The organism is Pseudomonas sp. 203-8 (assembly GCF_020708595.1).
Classification (GTDB): domain Bacteria; phylum Pseudomonadota; class Gammaproteobacteria; order Pseudomonadales; family Pseudomonadaceae; genus Pseudomonas; species Pseudomonas aeruginosa.
Genome location: NZ_JAJFDF010000007.1, coordinates 131,123 through 149,073, shown reverse-complemented (window position 1 = coordinate 149,073; position 17,951 = coordinate 131,123). Strand labels below are relative to the sequence as shown.

Genomic DNA, 17,951 nt, shown 5'->3' with positions numbered 1-17,951 from the left:
TTCTTTGCCTGGAAAAAGACCGCTCGTCAGGCGCTCAGGGAAATCGGTTGCGACACGATGTCGCGGGTTACTTCGCCGATCACCAGGATCGCCGGGCTTTTCAAGGCGAAACGTCCGGCGTCCCGCAGTAGCTCGCCGAGGTTGCTGCGGCATTCGCGCTGGTTGCCCAGGGTGGCGTTCTCGATCATCGCCAGCGGCGTATCCTCGGCCATGCCTCCAGCCAGCAGCCCGGCCTGGATCTCTGCGAGACGGGCGACGCCCATGTAGACCACCAGCGTGGTACCGCTGCGTGCCAGGGCTTCCCAGGCCAGCGGGCTGTCGTCCTGGGTATGCGCGGTCACCAGGGTCACGCCGCGGCTGATGCCGCGGTAGGTCAGCGGTATGCCGCAGGCAGTGGCGCCAGCCAGCCCGGCGGTGATGCCGTTCACTATCTCGCTGTCTATCCCGTGCCGGGCCAGCCATTCGGCTTCTTCGCCGGCGCGGCCGAAGATGCATGGATCGCCGCCTTTCAGGCGCACCACGCTGCGTCCCTGGCGGGCATGCCGCAGCATCAGGCGCTGGATGAAATCCTGCGGTGTGGAGCGGCAGCCGCCGCGTTTGCCGACCCGGACCAGCCGGGCGGACGGACAGTGCTCCAGTATGCTCGGGTTGACCAGATCGTCGACCATCACCACATCCGCGTCCTGCAGGGCGCGAACTGCCTTCAGGGTCAACAGTTCCGGATCGCCGGGACCCGCACCCACCAGCCAGACCTTACCGCTCATCGTCGTTCTCCTCAGGCATTCGCCGCCATGGGCCGGGGGGCCGCCAGCAGTCTCTTGATTTCCGGTACGCAGGAGCCGCAGCCGGTGCCGCAGCCGAACTCGCGCTTCAATCCGTCCAGGTCCAATCCGCGGGCGATGCCGCCGAGCACCGTTTGCTGGCTGACGTTCTGGCAACTGCACAGGGTCTTGCCGCCCGCACCCTGGCTGGGTCGTCCCGGTGCCGCGCCGAGTGGGGCGAGCAGCCAGCGGCGTAGCTCGCTATCGGCCCGGCCGGTAAGCCAGAGCTCTTTCAACCAGTCACGGGCGAGGGTTTCGCCGGCGAGCCGGACGGCGACGATGCGCCCGTCTTCGAGGCGCACGCGCTTGCCGATGGCGCGCCGTGGGTCGTCGTAGGCGAGGATCGGCCCGTCGAGCAATTCGAGTTGGCGATCTATCCGCTCCAGCAGGTCTGCGCCAGGCGCCTCATGGTGTGCGGCGCTGACCAGCAGGGCGGGGCGCTCGCGTCCAGCGAGACTGAAGCTGGCGTGGTCGAAGACTTCGCACAGCGCGCGGAGGGCCTCGAAACGCGCCTGGATATCGGTTTCCACCAGCGCGAACAGGCGCCAGGGCAGTTCGACGGACTCGACCTGAACCCCGGCGTGCTTGAGTTCGGGTTGTTTCGACAGGGGGTCGAACGCCGGCAGGGTTAGGACATTGCAGCCCAGGCCCTTGAGGAAGCGATCGCCCCAGTGCATCGGCAGGAAGGCCTGGCCGGGGCGCACCGAGTCGTCTGCGCTCACCGGCAGGACCAGGGCGCCACGCCGGCTCTTCAGGCGCACGAGCTGCCCGTCCAGCAGTTGGCGGCGGCGCAGTTCCTCGGGATGCAGGTGCACCAGGGCCTCCTCTTCATGGCCGAACAGGCGTGCGCAGGTGCCGGTCCGGCTCATGCCGTGCCACTGGTCGCGCAAGCGTCCGGTATTGAGGGTCAGCGGGTAGCGCGCGTCGCGTTTTTCCTGGGCGGCGCGGTAGGGTTCGGCGACCAGTTGCGCGCGTCCCGAGGCGGTAGGGAAGCGGCCGTCTGCATAGAGCCGTGCGGTGCCTTGCTCCGCGCCAGTGGGAAATGGCCATTGCTGCGGCCCCAGGCGGTCGAGCAGTGCGTAGCTGAGGCCGGAAAGATCGAGGTCGCGCCCGGCGGTGAGCAGCTTGTATTCGTCGAACAGGCTGCGGCTGTCGGCAAAGGCGAACAGGCCGGGTTTAGCGGGCCGCAGGTGCCCTTCCAGGCGGCGAGCGAAGTCGCAGACGATGTTCCAGTCCTGGCGTGCTTCCCCGGGGGGCGGAACGGCCCGACGGACATGACTGACCCGCCGTTCCGAATTGGTCACGGAGCCTTCCTTTTCTCCCCAGGATGCGGCTGGAAGCAAAAGGTCGGCGTATTGGCAGGTTTCCGTGCCGGCGAAGGCTTCCTGGACCACCACGAAGGGACAGCGGGCAAGGGCTTCGTGGATCTTGCGCTGGTCCGGCAGCGATTGCGCGGGGTTGGTACAGGCGATCCAGAGCGCCTTGATCCGGCCGTCGTGGACCGCATCGAACAGCTCGATGGCGCTGAGACCGGGGGACGTGGGCAACTGTTCCACACCCCAGTAGTGCGCCACCTCGGCGCGATGGCCGGGATCGGCGGCTTCGCGGTGGCCGGGCAGCAGGTTGGCCAGGCTGCCGGTCTCGCGACCGCCCATGGCATTCGGCTGGCCGGTGAGGGAAAACGGCCCGCATCCGGCGCGGCCGATCTTGCCGGTGGCCAGGTGCAGGTTGATCAGTGCGCTGTTCTTGGCGCTGCCGGCGCTGGACTGGTTGAGCCCCATGCACCAGAGCGAAAGGAAGCGCGGCGAACGGCCGATCCATTCGGCGCAGCGCTGCAGGTCGGCGCGGTCGATGCCGCAGATGTCGGCGACGGCGGCCGGGGTGTAGTCGCGCACCAGTTCCTTCAGGTCGGCGAAACCCTCGGTATGCTCGGCGATGAACGAACGGTCGATCCAGTCCTCCCAGAGCAGGATATGCAGGATGCCGTGGAACAGTGCGACGTCGGTACCGGGCAGCAGCGCCAGGTGCAGGTCGGCCAGCTCGCAGGTGTCGGTGCGCCGCGGGTCGATCACCACGATGCGCATCTCCGGCCGAGCGGCCTTGGCGGCTTCCAGGCGACGGAACAGGACCGGGTGGGCGAAGGCCATGTTGCTGCCGGCGATCAGCACGCAATCGGCGCAGTCGAGGTCTTCGTAGCTGCACGGCGGTGCGTCGGCGCCCAGGCTGCGCTTGTAGCCGACCACCGCCGAGGACATGCACAGGCGCGAATTGCTGTCGATGTTGTTGGTGCCGACCAGGGCCCGCGCCAGCTTGTTGAAGGCGTAGTAGTCCTCGGTCAGCAACTGGCCGGAGATATAGAAGGCCACGCTGTCCGGCCCGTGTTCGCGAATAGTCTCGGCGAAACGCCCGGCGGCATGTTCCAGGGCACTCTCCCAGTCGCTGCGAGCCCGCGCCAGTTGCTTGCCGAGGCGCAGTTGGGGGTACAGCGCGCGGGCCTGGAGGTCGCCGGTCAGGTGCAGGCTGGCGCCTTTGCTGCAGAGTCTGCCGAAGTTGGCCGGGTGCCGAGGATCGCCTTGCACGCCGAGGATGCGTTCGCCGTCGTGTTCGATCAGGACGCCACAACCCACGCCGCAGTAGCAGCAGGTCGAAGCGGTGGTGCGCAGCGGGGAATCTGTCGACATGCTCGGCTCCTGTTATCGGCGAGAGATCAGGCGCACAGCGCCACGCTGTCCAGGCCGAGCAGCACCCGCCCGTTCTCCACCCGCACCGGGTGGCGATGGGCGCAGCCCTGGTCCGGGGCCACGGCTTCGCCGCTCTCCAGTTCGATCTGCCAGTTGTGCAACGGACAGGCCACTCGCTTGCCGTAGATCAGGCCCTGGGACAGCGGGCCGCCCTTGTGCGGGCAGCGGTCATCGAGGGCGAAGACCTGGTCGTCGGCGGCGCGGAAGATGGCGATGTCGCCTTTCGGGCCGGCGACCACGCGCGAGCCCAGCGGGTTGATTTCATCGAGGGCGCAGATATCCAGCCAGTTCATCGGTTCACTCCGGTAGGGGGAGGGCCGCCGTGGGACGGCCCGGACAAGGGATTCAGACGTTTTCCAGTTGCTTGAGCGGAATCCGTTCGAACTCCTTCTTCAATTGCGGCTGTTCGATGCGCTGCTTCCATGGGTCCTGCTCGAAGGACAGGGCGAATTGCAGGCGGTCGTTGAGCGCCTTGCGGTTTTCCGCGTCCTCGACCACCGCCTTGCGGATGTGCTCCATGCCGACCCGCTGCAGGTAATGCACCGTGCGCTCCAGGTAGAAGGCTTCCTCGCGGTAGAGCTGGAGGAAGGCGCCGTTGTATTCGCGCACCTCTTCGGCGGTCTTGAGCTTGACGAAGAACTCCGCGACCTCGGTCTTGATCCCGCCGTTGCCGCCGATGTACATCTCCCAGCCGGAGTCCACGCCGATGATGCCGACGTCCTTGATCCCGGCCTCGGCGCAGTTGCGCGGGCAGCCGGAGACCGCCAGCTTGACCTTGTGCGGCGACCACATGTTGAACAGGTCGTGTTCCAGATCGATGCCCAGCTGCGTCGAGTTCTGCGTGCCGAAGCGGCAGAACTCGCTGCCGACGCAGGTCTTCACGGTGCGGATGGATTTGCCGTAGGCATGTCCGGAGGGCATGTCGAGGTCTTTCCAGATGGCCGGCAGGTCGTCCTTCTTCACCCCCAGCAGGTCGATGCGCTGGCCACCGGTGACCTTGACCATCGGCACCTGGTACTTGTCGGCGACGTCGGCGATGCGCCGCAACTCGGCGGCGTTGGTCACGCCACCCCACATCCGCGGTACCACCGAGTAGGTGCCGTCCTTCTGGATGTTGGCGTGGGCGCGTTCGTTGATCAGGCGCGACTGCGGATCGTCCTTGGCTTCTCCCGGCCAGGTCGAGATCAGGTAGTAGTTCAGGGCCGGACGGCAGGTGGCACAGCCGTTCGGGGTCTTCCAGTCCATGAAGCGCATGGCGGCGTCGAGACTGGTCAGCCGGTGTTCGCGAATGGCCTTGCGGATCTGCCCGTGGTTGAGGTCGCTGCAGCCGCAGATGGCCTTCTCGCTCTTCGGCTTGACGTCGGCGGCGCCGCCGACGGTGCTGATCAGGATCTGTTCCACCAATCCCGCGCAGGAGCCACAGGAGCTGGCGGCCTTGGTGTGTTTCTTGACTTCGTCGACGCTGAACAGGCCGTGTTCTTGTATGGCCTTGACGATGGTGCCCTTGCAGACGCCGTTGCAGCCGCATACTTCGGCCGTGTCGGGCATGCTCGCGGCGCTGTTCTGGCCCTGGTGGCCGACATCGCCGAGGGCGTTCTCGCCGAACATCAGGTGATCGCGGATCTGCGCGACGTTGTGGTTCTCGCGGATCTGCCGGAAGTACCAGCCGCCGTCGGCGGTGTCGCCGTAGAGACAGGCGCCGACCAGTACATCGTCCTTGATTACCAGCTTCTTGTAGACGCCGCCGATGGGGTCGGAAAGGGTGATGGTCTCGCTGCCTTCGCCGCCGATGAAGTCGCCGGCGGAGAACAGGTCGATACCGGTCACCTTGAGCTTGGTCGAGGTCACCGAGCCCTGGTAGCGGGCGTAGCCGAGATGAGCCAGGTGGTTGGCGCAGACCTCGGCCTGCTCGAACAGCGGCGCAACCAGGCCGTAGGCGATGCCACGGTGGTTGGCGCATTCGCCGACCGCATAGATGCGTGGGTCGTAGGTCTGCAGGGTGTCGTTGACCAGGATGCCGCGGTTGCAGGGGATGCCCGCGCTTTCGGCCAGCTCGGTATTGGGGCGGATGCCGGCGGCCATTACCACCAGGTCGGCGGGAATCACGTCGCCGTCGTTGAACTGCACGGCACAGACCCGGCCGCTGCCGTTGTCCATCAGTTCCTGGGTCTGGGTGTTCAGGCGGAAGCGGATGCCGCGGGCTTCCAGCGCGCCTTGCAGGAGTTTGCCGGCGGTGCGGTCCAGTTGGCGTTCCAGCAGCCAGTCGGAGAGGTGCACGACGGTCACGTCCATGCCGCGTTGCTTGAGGCCGTTGGCCGCCTCCAGGCCGAGCAGGCCGCCGCCGATCACCACCGCGTGGCTGTGGGTCCGGGCGCAGTCGATCATGGCCTGGGTGTCGGCGATGTCGCGGTAGCCGATCACGCCCTGCAGGCGATTGCCGGGTATCGGCAGGATGAAGGGGAGCGAGCCGGTGGCCAGCAGCAGGCGGTCGTACTCGGCCTCGCTGCCGTCCGCGGCGACCACCCTGCGGCGGACCCGGTCGATCTGCACCACCTTGCGGTCGAGGAGGAGCTTGATGCCGTTTTCCGCATACCAGTTGAGGTCGTTGAGGACGATTTCCTCGAAGGTCTGCTCGCCGGCCAGCACCGGGGACAGCAGGATGCGGTTGTAGTTGGGATGGGGCTCGGCGCCGAACACCGTGATGTCGTAGAAGTCCGAGTTGAGCTTGAGCAGTTCTTCCAGGGTACGGACCCCGGCCATGCCGTTGCCGACCATCACCAGCTTGATCTTCTTCATGCGGAGTAGCTCCTGCATAAGGTTGGCGCAAACAAAAAAGGCGTCCCGCTGTTGCCAGCAGGACGCCTTTGTCCAGGTCCCGTTCGGTCGGGAAACGCCGCCTCGTCGTTGAGGCAGGCGCTTTGTTGTCGATTGTCGGGAGAACCCAAGCAGGCGCCGTGCCAACTTGCGCTATTGCCTATCTCCATGGCCTTGCAGGGATAACGCGGGGCCTCACCGCGGTCTTTCTGCTCCGTGCCGGGGCGTATCGCACCGGGCTGGTGCCTCTCAGCCCTTCAGCCAGACCAGGAGTAGCGCCAGGTTGGCGGCCAGGGACAGCAGGGCGATGGCGCGCCAGGTCTGCAGCGGTTCGCGCTCCAGCAATGGGCGGGGCGCCGCGACCGGCAACGCTTCTCCCTGTTGCAGCGAGAGCAGCCATTCCTCGGCGGTCTCGAAGCGCTGTGCGGGGTCGCAGGCGACGGCGCGCAGCAGCAGGTCGTCGATCCAGGCCGGCAGGTCGGGGCGATAGCGGCTGGGCGGGACGGGGCGACCGAAGCGCGGGTGCTGGAAGGCTTCGATCTCGCCATAGGGATAGCGCCCGGTCAGCGCCTGGTAGAGGCAGACGCCGGTGGCGTAGAGATCCTGGCGCACCGAGGGCGAGGTGCCGGAGAAGCACTCCGGCGCCAGGTAGCTGGGCGTACCCGGTAGCAGATGGGGGTCTTCGCGCGACAATCCCGGACACCAGGCCAGGCCGAAATCCAGCAGGCGCAGCTCGCCGTCGCGGCCGAGGTGGAGATTTTCCGGCTTGAGGTCGCGGTGCAGCAGGTTGCGTCGATGCAACTGGCCAAGCCCGCGCAGCAGCTGGTTGGCCAGCCCCAGCCACTCCGGCAGCGACAGCGGGCCATGGTTGCGCAAGCGCTCGGCGAGAGTCTCTCCGGGGTGCTCGCGCATCAGGTAATAAAGATGCTGGCGTTGCGCCAATCCGTGCAGCTCGGGGAAATGCCGGCCCTGGACGCGGCGCAGGAACCATTCCTCGAGCAGCAGGGCCTGGGTTGCCAGCGGATCGTCGGCACGTGCGGCGGGAAGGGTCTTCAGCAGCCAGGGTTGGCCCTGGCCATCCTCGACCCGGTAGAGCAGGGACTGGCGGGATTCGCCGAGCAACTGCCGGACCCGCCAGCCTTCGAAGAGCTGGTCGGGCTTCAGCGGTGGCGGCAGTGGCCAGTGGCCCAGTTGCGCGAGGGCGTCGCCGAGGTTGCCTGCGGGCACGGCTTCCACGCGCACCAGCAGGGCGCTGGCGTTGTCCTGGCTGCCTGCCAGGTGGGCGGCGCGAACCAGAGCCTCGGCGCTGCGCTGCGGCTCTTCGGCGTTGCGCAGGATGCTGCGGATGCCGCTGTCGCCCAGCGTCGCCCAGACGCCGTCGCTGACCAGTAGCCACTGGCTGCCGGGCTCCAGATCGCCTTCCAGATAGTCGACCACCAGATGCTGGTCCAGTCCCAGGGCGCGGGTCAGCACGTGTTGCATGTGCGGCTGTTCCCAGACGTGGTCGCTGGTCTGCCGGAGCAACTCGCCGTCGCGCCACAGGTAGGCCCGGCAATCGCCGACGTGGGCCAGGGTGTAGCGGGTGCCGCGCAGCACCAGGGCGGTGAGGGTGGTGAGCAGCGGCTGGCCGCCGCCGTTGGCCTGTAGCCAGCGGTTCTGCGCCAGCAGCAGGCGGTCCAGGGACTGCACGATGGCCCAGGTTTCCGGAGTCGCATAGTAATCCAGGGCCAGCGCTTGCAGGCTGCTGCGCGCCGCCAGGCCGCCATCGGCGCACTGGCTGACACCGTCGGCGATGGCCAGCAGGTGTCCCTTGCTGGCGGCCAGGGCCGGCGCCGGGGTGACCACCCGCAGCGCATCCTGGTTTTCCGTGCGAGGCCCGCGGGCGCTGGCCTCGCCAATGCTCAGTCGCAGCCCCACGCTCAGACCCGCGCGGCGGTGACCGCGGCCGAGCCCCAGGTGGTGCGCCAGCGCCGCTTCACCCCGTGGAGGCCGAACCAGGCCAGCACGCCGAGACTGGCGAACAGCCACAGGCCGAGCTGGTAGTCGCCGGTGCTTTGCTTGATCGCGCCGAGGCCGGCAGTCAGGCAGAAGCCGCCGATGCCGCCGGCCATGCCGATCAGCCCGGTCATCACGCCGATTTCCTTGTGGAAGCGCTGCGGTACCAACTGGAACACCGCGCCATTGCCGGCACCGAGACTGAGCATGGCGACCACGAACAGGCCGAGGGCGGCCATCGCGCTGGACAAGTGGAAACCGACCGCGGCGATGCAGATGGCGGCCAGGGTGTACACCATCAGCAGGCTGCGGATGCCGCCGATGCGATCGGCGAGGGCGCCACCGAGCGGGCGCATCAGGCTGCCGGCGAAGACGCAAGCGGCGGTGTAGTAGCCGGCGGTCACCGGGTTCAGGCCGTACTGGTCGTGGAAATAGCCGGGCAGGGTGCTGGCCAGGCCGAGGAAGCCGCCGAAGGTGACGCTGTAGAAGAACATGAACCACCAGCTGTCGCGGTCGCCGAGGGCTTTCAGGTAATCGCCCATGGCCTTGGGCGCCGGCCGCTGCGGGGCGTTGCGCGCGACCATGGCGAACACCAGGAGGGTCAGGACGAGCGGCAGCAGGGCGAAGCCGAACACATTGTTCCAGCCGAACGCGGCGGCCAGGCCGGGGGCGAAGAGGGCGGCGAGCACGGTGCCGGAGTTGCCCGCGCCGGCGATGCCCATGGCCTTGCCCTGGTGTTGCGGCGGGTACCATTGCGATGCGAGCGGCAGGGCCACGGCGAAGGATGCCCCGGCGAAGCCGAGGAACAACCCCAGCAGCAGTGCCTGCTCATAGCTGTTCACGCCCAGCAGCCAGGCGGCCGCGAGGGCGGCGATGACGATGACCTGGGCGAGGATGCCGGCGCTCTTCGGCGACCAGCGATCGGCCAGCAGGCCGAGCAGGAAGCGCAGTACGGCGCCGGCGAGGATCGGCGTGGCGACCATCATCGCGCGCTGCTGGGTGCTCAGTTGCAGGTCGCCGGCAATCTGCACCCCCAGCGGGCCGAGCACGTACCAGACCATGAAGCTCAGGTCGAAATAGAGAAACGCCGCGAACAGGGTCGGCGCATGGCCGGCCTTCCAGAAGCTGTTGTTCATCGAACACCTCGTATCCAGCGGAATCGGGGCGGAACGGCCGCCCGGCGGAAGTTGCATCGCTACAAGGTGAGCGTCCGACAGCGGACCACCCACCCGCCCCGACGCTGGGGCGAAACGACGAAGACGCCACGGGCCTCTGCCGGGAAGGAGAGGCCGCGCGACGTCTTTGTCGGGGATGGGTAACCGCCGTTGGCTACCGTCAGGCAGGACGTAGCAAGCTCTTTGCCAAGTTGTCGAAAGCGCGGCGTAGAGCGGTTGCAGGGACAACCATGGCGTCGGGCGTGCACGCCGTGGTGGCAGGCGTCGGGGGCTTGCACAGGGCTGGGGCGGCGCGTCCGTGCGCCGTCGGCGGTTCAGCGATGGGCGGTGTTCAGGTGGTAGATGGTCACGCGGCTGCCTTCGCCGCTGTCGCCGGCGTTGTCGTTCACGTAGGCGCCGGCCTTGAAATAGAGCAACTGGTCGTTCCAGGCGCTGCCGAGGGTCTGGTAGTAGGCGTCCTCTTCGCCGTCCTGGCTGCGTGCGCGCACCGCCAACTCGCCGCTGGAGGTGACGCGCAGGCTGTAGTTGAAGCGCTCGCCCAGGCGTACCTGCTCGAGGATCGACACGTTGCGGCTATAGGAATCGTCCGGGTGGTTGCGTACCAGCGCCTCGACCCGGCCGAGGCCTTCCTCGGGCTTGTAGTAGTACTGCAGCTTCACCAGAGGTTCGCCGTCGTCGGTCTGTGGCGACTTGCTGTGGATCTGGCCGATGATCACCTTGTTCTTCGAGGGGACCTTCTCGACGCTCATGGTCACCCGCAATTCGTTGTCGGCCTGCCAGTAGTACCAGTTGTCGAGGCTGCCGTCGGCCTGGGTTTCGCGCAGTTCGGTGCGGGGATAGGTGCTGTCCTCGGTGTGCGAGCCGTCGATGGGCACCCAGAAGACCAGGCCGCCATCGTTGCCTTGCTGGAAGTACTGGCTCTGGTAGCCGTTGTTGAGTTGCTGGGTGGTGATCACCTGCGGGGTGGGTTCGGTGGGAATGGTAAGGTTCCAGGTGCTGAGATCGATCATGCTGAGCATCTCCTGACCGCTGAGTCGGCGGTGCGGTTCGGGCGGACGCCTGCGGCTCCTAGCCCTGGGCGTCCACTGCGGGCCTCCCTGGTCATGCTAGTCGAGGGTGGCGAGGGGGTAGCTCCCAGAACGGATAGGGCCGTTCCGGGCGCACGAGCATAGCCGCGCCGCTCTGCGCCGGGGGCCAGCAGGGTGGCTGGCGATATGATCGCCAGCTGCCCAGCCGGATTCAGCCGCCGAGCATGTCGTGCATGGCGATGATCTGCTCGGCGACCTGGATCAGCTTCTGCTGGCGGCTCATGGCCTGGCGCCGCATCAGCGTGTAGGCCTCCTCCTCGCCGCAATGCTTCATCTTCATCAGCAGGCCCTTGGCCAGCTCGATGCGCTTGCGCTCGGCCAGCTGCGCCTCGCGCGCCTGCAGTTGAGCGCGCAGCGCCTGGTCGCTCTCGAAGCGCGCCATGGCCACGTCGAGGATCGGTTGCAGGCGGCTGGCCTGGATGCCTTCGACGATGTAGGCGCTGACCCCGGACTGGATGGCGCGGCGCATCACTCCCGGATCGTGCTCGTCGGTGAACATCACGATCGGGCGCGGCTGGTCGCGGCTGACCAGGCAGACCTGCTCCATCACGTCGCGGCCGGGAGACTCCGTGTCGATCAGGATCACGTCGGGACGCAGCGCTTCGACGCGCGCCGGCAGGTCGATGGTCAGCCCTGACTCGTCCACCACTTCGAAACCGCTCTCGAGCAGGGCGGCCCTGAGGCGTCCGACTTTCTTCGGCGTGTCGTCGATCAGCAGGATACGCAGCATGGCGGGCGCACCAGGGTCAGAGGTCGATGCCCTGGCCGGTTTCGGCCAGGGCGTGGATCGGGAAGCTGCGGGCGTAGCCGGCGGGGTCGCTGCCGTCCCAGGTGCGCCCGTCGATCAGTGTCGAGCGGCGCATGTCGGCGCCGTCCAGGCACAGGCCAAGGGCCGTCGCGGCATCGCGGTACAGCGCGGTCTGCTGGACCCTCCGGGCGATGCCCAGGTAGTCCGGGTCTTCGCGCAGCAGGCCCCAGCGGCGGAATTGGGTCATGAACCACATGCCATCCGAGAGCCAGGGCCGGTTGACTTCGCCGTCGGCATAGAAACGCAGCGGATGCGGGTCCTGCCAGGCGTTGCCGAGGCCGTCCTGGTAGCGGCCGAAGAAGCGCGGCTGGATCGCGCCGAGCGGAGCGTCGACATAGTCGCGGCCGCTGATCAGTTGCGCGGTGCCCAGGCGGTTCTCGGCGTTCTGTTCGATGAAGCGGCTGGCGTCGAGGACCGCCATGACCAGCGCGCGGGCGGTGTTCGGGTAGGCGTCGACGAAGGCGCGGGTAGTGCCGAGGACCTTTTCCGGGTGGTCCGGCCAGATCGCCTGGCTGGTGGCGATGGTGAAGCCCTGGCCCTGGTCCACGGCCAGGGCGCCCCAGGGTCCGCCGGCGCAGAACCCGTCGATGCGCCCGGCCTGGAGATGGCCGACCATCTGCGCCGGTGGAACCACCACGCTGTGCACGTCGTGCAGCGGATGCAGACCGATGCTCGCCAGCCAGTAGTTCAGCCAGAGCGCGTGGGTACCGGTGGGAAAGGTCTGCGCCAGGGTCAGGCGTGCACCATTCTGGCGCCGATGCCGGAGCAGTGCCTCCGCACTGGTCACGCCAGCCTGCTTCAGCGGTTCGGAAAGATTGATCGCCTGGCCGTTCTGGCACAGTCCCATGAGCACCGCCATCTCGCTTGCCGCGCTGCCGCCGAGGCCGAGCTGGACGCCGTAGACCAGCCCGTACAGGCACTGCGCGGCATCCAGCTCGCCGCTGAGCAGTTTGTCGCGCAAGGTGGCCCAGGACGGTTGGCGCCTGAGATTGAGCGTGAGGCCGTAGGGCTGGGCGAAGCCCTGGGTGGCGGCCACGATCAGCGAGGCCGAATCGGTCAGCGCCATGAAACCGATGTCCAGGGCGCTCTTTTCCGGTGCGTCGGAACCGCCGGCCCAGGCCTGGCTGCGTATCGCTCTGTCTGTCATCACCACCTCGAGTGCGGGAGGGCGGCGCGGGCCGTCCCGTTTTCCAGTGCGCAGGCGCCGTCGTCGGCGCGCTTTTCCATAGCTGCCACAGCAAGCGCTATGCCAGGCGGCGCGGGGGTTTTCGCCGGGCAAGAAAAAGCCCCGCACGGGGCGGGGCTTGTTCGACGCGTCGCTGGATCAGGCCTGGACGACCGGGATCTTGGCGTTCGCAGCCGCTTCGCGGAACTCGGCGATCTGGTCGAAGCTCAGGTAGCGGTAGACGTCGGCAGCCATGCTGTCGATGTCCTTCGCGTAGGCCATGTACTCCTCCACGGTCGGCAGTTTGCCGAGGATCGAGGAGACCGCCGCCAGCTCGGCCGATGCCAGGAACACATCGGTGGCATCGCCCAGACGGTTCGGGAAGTTACGGGTCGAAGTGGAGACCACGGTGGAACCGGTCTGGACGCGAGCCTGGTTGCCCATGCACAGCGAGCAGCCCGGCATTTCCATGCGCGCGCCAGCCTTGCCGTAGATGCCGTAGTAGCCTTCCTCGGTCAGCTGGTGGGCGTCCATCTTGGTCGGCGGAGCCAGCCACAGACGGGTCGGGATGCCGCCCTTGACCTTGTCCAGCAGCTTGCCGGCGGCGCGGAAGTGACCGATGTTGGTCATGCAGGAGCCGATGAACACTTCATCGATCTTGCGGCCCTGTACGCTCGACAGCAGACGCGCGTCGTCCGGATCGTTCGGCGCGCAGAGCACCGGCTCCTTGACGTCGGCCAGGTCGATCTCGATCACCGCGGCGTACTCGGCGTCCTTGTCGGCTTCCAGCAGCTCCGGCTTGGCCAGCCAGGCTTCCATCGCCTGGGCGCGACGCTCCAGGGTGCGCGGGTCGCCGTAGCCTTCGCCGATCATCCAGCGCAGCAGGGTGATGTTGGACTTCAGGTACTCGGCGATCGCCTGTTCCGGCAGCTTGATGGTGCAGCCGGCGGCGGAACGCTCGGCCGAGGCGTCGGACAGCTCGAAGGCCTGCTCCACGGTCAGGTCGTTGAGGCCTTCGATCTCGAGGATGCGGCCGGAGAAGATGTTCTTCTTGCCCTTCTTCTCGACGGTCAGCAGGCCCTGCTGGATCGCGTAGTAAGGGATCGCATGGACCAGGTCACGCAGGGTGATGCCCGGTTGCAGCTTGCCCTTGAAGCGCACCAGCACCGACTCCGGCATGTCCAGCGGCATCACGCCGGTGGCGGCGGCGAAGGCCACCAGGCCGGAGCCGGCCGGGAACGAGATGCCGATCGGGAAGCGGGTGTGCGAGTCGCCGCCGGTACCAACGGTATCGGGCAGCAGCATGCGGTTCAGCCAGCTGTGGATGATGCCGTCGCCCGGACGCAGCGACACGCCGCCACGGGTCATGATGAAGTCGGGCAGGGTGTGGTGGGTCTTGACGTCGATCGGCTTCGGATAGGCCGCGGTGTGGCAGAAGGACTGCATCACCAGGTCGGCGGAGAAGCCGAGGCAGGCGAGGTCCTTCAGTTCGTCGCGGGTCATCGGGCCGGTGGTGTCCTGGGAACCGACGGTGGTCATCTTCGGTTCGCAGTAGGTGCCCGGGCGCACGCCCTGGCCTTCCGGCAGACCGCAGGCGCGGCCGACCATTTTCTGCGCCAGGGTGAAGCCCTTGCCGCTATCGGCCGGTGCTTCCGGCTTGCGGAACAGGTCGGAGGCGCCCAGGCCCAGCTCGGCGCGGGCCTTCTCGGTCAGGCCACGGCCGACGATCAGCGGGATACGGCCGCCGGCGCGGACTTCGTCGAGCAGGACCGGGGTCTTCAGCTCGAAGGTGGTGACCACTTCGCCGCTGTCGTGGCGAACGACCTTGCCTTCATAGGGGTATACGTCGATGACGTCGCCCATGGCCAGGTTGGTGCAGTCGAACTCGATCGGCAGGGCGCCGGCATCTTCCATGGTGTTGTAGAAGATCGGTGCGATCTTGGTGCCGAAGCAGAAGCCGCCGGCACGCTTGTTCGGCACGAACGGAATGTCGTCGCCGAAGAACCACAGCACCGAGTTGGTGGCGGATTTGCGCGAGGAACCGGTGCCGACCACGTCGCCGACGTAGGCGACCGGGAAGCCCTTGGCCTTGACCGCTTCGATCTGCTTCAGCGGACCGACCGAACCCGGCTGGACCGGCTCGATGCCGTCGCGGGCCATCTTCAGCATGGCCAGGGCGTGCAGCGGGATGTCCGGGCGCGACCAGGCGTCGGGGGCCGGGGAGAGGTCGTCGGTGTTGGTTTCGCCGGGGACCTTGAATACGGTGAGAGTCAGCTTTTCCGGGACTTCCGGCTTGGCCTTGAACCACTCGCCATCGGCCCAGGATTGCAGCACGGACTTGGCCGCGGCATTGCCCTTCTTGGCGCGCTCGGCGACGTCGTGGAAGGCGTCGAACATCAGCAGGGTGTGCTTCAGCTGTTCGGCGGCGGTGTTGGCCAGTTCGGCGTCGTCCAGCAGCTCGACCAGGGTGGCGATGTTGTAGCCGCCCTGCATGGTGCCCAGCAGCTCGGCGGCACGTTGCTTGTCGATAAGGGGGGAGGTGGCTTCGCCCTTGACGATGGCGGAAAGGAAACCGGCCTTGACGTAGGCGGCTTCGTCGACGCCCGGCGGTACGCGGTTGGTGATCAGGTCAAGGAGGAATTCTTCTTCGCCGGCCGGCGGGTTCTTCAGCAGCTCGACCAGGCCTGCGGTCTGTTCGGCGTTCAGCGGTTGGGGCACGACACCCTGGGCGGCACGCTCTTCTACGTGTTTGCGGTAGGCTTCAAGCACAGTATTTCCCTCATCAGTGGTCCCGGGGGACACGTATCCAGGAACCGACGCAGATCCGCTCGTCAGGCCCAGGTGGACGGTAATCCACCAACCTACGAGGGCATCGGCAGGTTCCAGACAGAAGCTGTTTTCAAAGTTTTACGCCGGCGGGCTGGGGTGGGGCTGGCGAGACGCTTGAGGGAGGCGCCGTCGCCAGCGTACCTGCCGGAAACTGTGCTCGTGACGCTTTGAAAACAGCTTCTAACGGACATTGGCGCCTAAAAAGGCGGGCCAATGTTACTGGAAACTCGACGCAAAGTTAAGTCGGAAACCCTAGGAACCACGGGGTGAACTTGATTAGACAAAGGGCTAAGATGCCGCTTTGTTTTCGTTGTCCCGGCCATGTCTTCGCAAAGAATCAAAACCCCCTGCGTAGGGCTTTGCTCCACGGTATACGGCGACCTGGTATGCCGTGGCTGCAAGCGTTTCCACCATGAGGTGGTCAACTGGAACCTCTACGACGCCGAGGAAAAGCGGGCTGTCTGGAGTCGCCTTGAGCAGTTGCTGGCCCAGGTGATGGCCGCCAAGCTGGAAGTCTTCGACGCCGCGCGCCTGCGCCTGCAACTGGAGCAGCGGCAGATCCGTTTCGTCCCCGAGCAGTCCCCCTATTGCTGGGCCTACCAGTTGATCGCCCGCGGTTCCCGGCTGATCAACCAGATCGAAGCCTACGGCGTGGCACTGCTGCCGGAATTCCGCGACTGGAGCCTGCCGGACCTGCGCGATGCCATCGACCGGGAATTCTTCCTGCTGTCGGAAGCGCATTACCAGCGCTACATCGCGCCCTCGTTCCTGCAGGCGATCGACAGATAGGCGGTGTCTCCAGCGAAAAAGCCGCCCTTGGGCGGCTTTTCCGTCCGACCAGCGGTCACTCCTTGCTGGCCAGCTCCTCCAGGTGGGCGATGATGTCGTCCGGCTTCAACACCAGCACGTCGCTTTCCAGGGTATCCAGCACCACTTCCGCGGTATTGCCGATCAGCGCGCCGGACAACCCGGTGCGCGCCACGGTGCCGATCACGGTGACCACCGCGTCGAGCTTCTGCGCGGTGCGCGGGATCAGCACGTCGGCCGGACCTTCCTCGATGTGCAATTGTTCGTCGCTGAAACCGTACTCGGCCTGGAAGGTGCGGCAGGCCTCGCGATAGCGGGCCTCGATGGTTTCGCTGAGCTGGAAGGTCGGGTCGGCGGAGGAGAGCATCGGCGAGGGGTGGGCGCTGATCACGTGCAGCGTGGCCTTGGCCAGGCCGGCGATGTCGTAGGCATGGCTGATGATCCCGGCGTGCAGGGAGCGGTGCTCGCCGTCGTTGTTGCCGACGTCGACCGCGGCGAGGATCTTTCCGCCCGTCCAGGGCCGGGCGGTCTTGGTCATCAGTACCGGGCAGGGCGCGAAGCGCAGCAGTTTCCAGTCGTCCGGGGTGAGGATGGCCTTTTTCAGCGGGTTGTCGGGAAAGTGCTGCTTGATGATCAGCCCGCAGCCTTCGGCCTGTTGCTCGGCGATGATGGTCTGGTGCAGGGAGTCCTTCCAGGCCTGGTTGGTCGAGACGCTGTAGCCTTCCTCGCGCAGCTCCTGGGCCAGGTCGTTGAGAGCGGCGCTGTGGTCGCGGCGCTTCTCGCAGACCAGCAGGTGCAGGTGCGACTGGGTCACGCCGGCGATCAGTTGTGCCCGTTTCAGGGCGAGACCTTCCAACTGGTCCGGTTCAATCACCACGAGGATGCTGCGAATGGCTTGCATGATCGTCTCCCTGAGTGCTTGTGGTTATCGCTGAAACAACTCTAGACGCAATCCAGCCGCTGCTCTTGATGCATATCAAACGGGTCGGCCTGCCCGACCGCCGCAGCTTCCGTATAATGCTCCGCCTTTCCTGCCCCGACCAGCGTCATGGCAGGCCCTTTCCAGAATGAGTGACCTGCACCATGTTGCCCGAGATCGACCAATTCCTTGCCTGTTCCACTCCCGCCGCCTGGGTCGAGGCGGCCCTGGAGCGCCAGGACGTCATGCTGCTGGACCACAAGGCCTGCGAGATGAAGGCCGCGGCGACGGCGATGCAACTGATCGGCAAGTACTCCGGCCGCCTGGACCTGGTGAACAAGATGAGCCGCCTGGCGCGCGAGGAGCTGCGCCACTTCGAGCAGGTGCTGGCGATCCTGAAGAAACGCGGTATCCCGGTGGTCAATGTCAGCGCCTCCCGCTACGCCTCGGCGCTGCGCGACCTGGTGCGCAAGCAGGAGCCGCAGCGGCTGACCGATACGCTGGTGGTCGGCGCCTTCATCGAGGCGCGTTCCTGCGAGCGCTTCGCCGCCCTGGTGCCGCACCTGGACGCGGAGCTGGCGAAATTCTACGGCGGTTTGCTGAAGTCCGAGTCGCGGCATTTCCAGGACTACCTGAAGCTGGCCTACCAGTACGGCGACGAGGCCGACGTGGAGCGCACGATCGAGGTGGTGCGGGCCAAGGAGGCCGAGCTGATCAGCAGTCCGGACAACGAATTCCGCTTCCACAGCGGCCTCCCGGTGGACCTGGTGGCCTGAGTCGGAAACAAGA

General features: G+C 66.7%; 13 protein-coding genes. 2 read left to right on the top strand and 11 right to left on the bottom strand.

All coding sequences use genetic code 11. From position 1 onward, the window contains the following. Nucleotides 1–26: 26 nt before the first annotated feature. The 10 genes from cobA to acnB form a co-directional block, all read right to left on the bottom strand. On the bottom strand, nucleotides 27–764 hold the full coding sequence (cobA, locus tag LJF27_RS17550; protein WP_003087845.1) for a uroporphyrinogen-III C-methyltransferase: 738 nt from the start codon (nucleotides 762–764) through the stop codon (nucleotides 27–29). A gap of 11 nt (nucleotides 765–775) precedes the next feature. Beyond that, a complete protein-coding gene (locus LJF27_RS17545) occupies nucleotides 776–3,502 on the bottom strand; it encodes a nitrate reductase (RefSeq protein WP_003450063.1) in 2,727 nt (908 codons plus the stop codon). A 26-nt stretch (nucleotides 3,503–3,528) separates the two neighbouring features. Next, nucleotides 3,529–3,855: a nitrite reductase small subunit NirD gene (nirD, locus tag LJF27_RS17540; RefSeq protein ID WP_003098054.1), complete on the bottom strand. Its 327-nt coding sequence runs from the start codon at nucleotides 3,853–3,855 to the stop codon at nucleotides 3,529–3,531. Between the two features lie 52 nt (nucleotides 3,856–3,907). Beyond that, nucleotides 3,908–6,358, bottom strand: a complete 2,451-nt coding sequence (nirB, locus tag LJF27_RS17535; RefSeq protein WP_025921183.1) for a nitrite reductase large subunit NirB — start codon at nucleotides 6,356–6,358, stop codon at nucleotides 3,908–3,910. Between the two features lie 267 nt (nucleotides 6,359–6,625). Further along, nucleotides 6,626–8,221: a bifunctional protein-serine/threonine kinase/phosphatase gene (locus LJF27_RS17530; RefSeq protein WP_023116623.1), complete on the bottom strand. Its 1,596-nt coding sequence runs from the start codon at nucleotides 8,219–8,221 to the stop codon at nucleotides 6,626–6,628. 74 nt (nucleotides 8,222–8,295) lie between these two features. Next, complete coding sequence (locus LJF27_RS17525) at nucleotides 8,296–9,507, bottom strand: MFS transporter (RefSeq protein WP_003120302.1); 1,212 nt, start codon at nucleotides 9,505–9,507, stop codon at nucleotides 8,296–8,298. 353 nt (nucleotides 9,508–9,860) lie between these two features. Beyond that, nucleotides 9,861–10,556, bottom strand: coding sequence for a polysaccharide lyase family 7 protein (locus LJF27_RS17520; RefSeq protein WP_003098044.1), 696 nt, complete (start codon nucleotides 10,554–10,556; stop codon nucleotides 9,861–9,863). 229 nt (nucleotides 10,557–10,785) lie between these two features. Continuing rightward, a complete protein-coding gene (locus LJF27_RS17515; RefSeq protein ID WP_003087868.1) occupies nucleotides 10,786–11,364 on the bottom strand; it encodes an ANTAR domain-containing response regulator in 579 nt (192 codons plus the stop codon). 16 nt (nucleotides 11,365–11,380) lie between these two features. Continuing rightward, nucleotides 11,381–12,589, bottom strand: a complete 1,209-nt coding sequence (locus tag LJF27_RS17510; protein ID WP_003098042.1) for a CmpA/NrtA family ABC transporter substrate-binding protein — start codon at nucleotides 12,587–12,589, stop codon at nucleotides 11,381–11,383. A 177-nt stretch (nucleotides 12,590–12,766) separates the two neighbouring features. Continuing rightward, the gene (gene acnB / locus LJF27_RS17505) at nucleotides 12,767–15,376 is read right to left on the bottom strand and encodes a bifunctional aconitate hydratase 2/2-methylisocitrate dehydratase (protein ID WP_003087875.1); all 2,610 of its coding nucleotides are present in this window, start codon (nucleotides 15,374–15,376) and stop codon (nucleotides 12,767–12,769) included. 381 nt (nucleotides 15,377–15,757) lie between these two features. On the opposite strand from acnB, the gene LJF27_RS17500 reads away from it, so the two are divergent. Further along, nucleotides 15,758–16,225, top strand: a complete 468-nt coding sequence (locus LJF27_RS17500) for a DUF1289 domain-containing protein (protein WP_003098041.1) — start codon at nucleotides 15,758–15,760, stop codon at nucleotides 16,223–16,225. Nucleotides 16,226–16,280: 55 nt separating this feature from the next. Here LJF27_RS17500 and LJF27_RS17495 read toward each other — a convergent pair whose 3' ends face one another. Continuing rightward, nucleotides 16,281–17,144, bottom strand: coding sequence for a universal stress protein (locus tag LJF27_RS17495; RefSeq protein WP_003087881.1), 864 nt, complete (start codon nucleotides 17,142–17,144; stop codon nucleotides 16,281–16,283). 170 nt (nucleotides 17,145–17,314) lie between these two features. On the opposite strand from LJF27_RS17495, the gene LJF27_RS17490 reads away from it, so the two are divergent. Beyond that, on the top strand, nucleotides 17,315–17,938 hold the full coding sequence (locus LJF27_RS17490; protein ID WP_004342965.1) for a tRNA isopentenyl-2-thiomethyl-A-37 hydroxylase MiaE: 624 nt from the start codon (nucleotides 17,315–17,317) through the stop codon (nucleotides 17,936–17,938). Nucleotides 17,939–17,951: the final 13 nt, after the last annotated feature.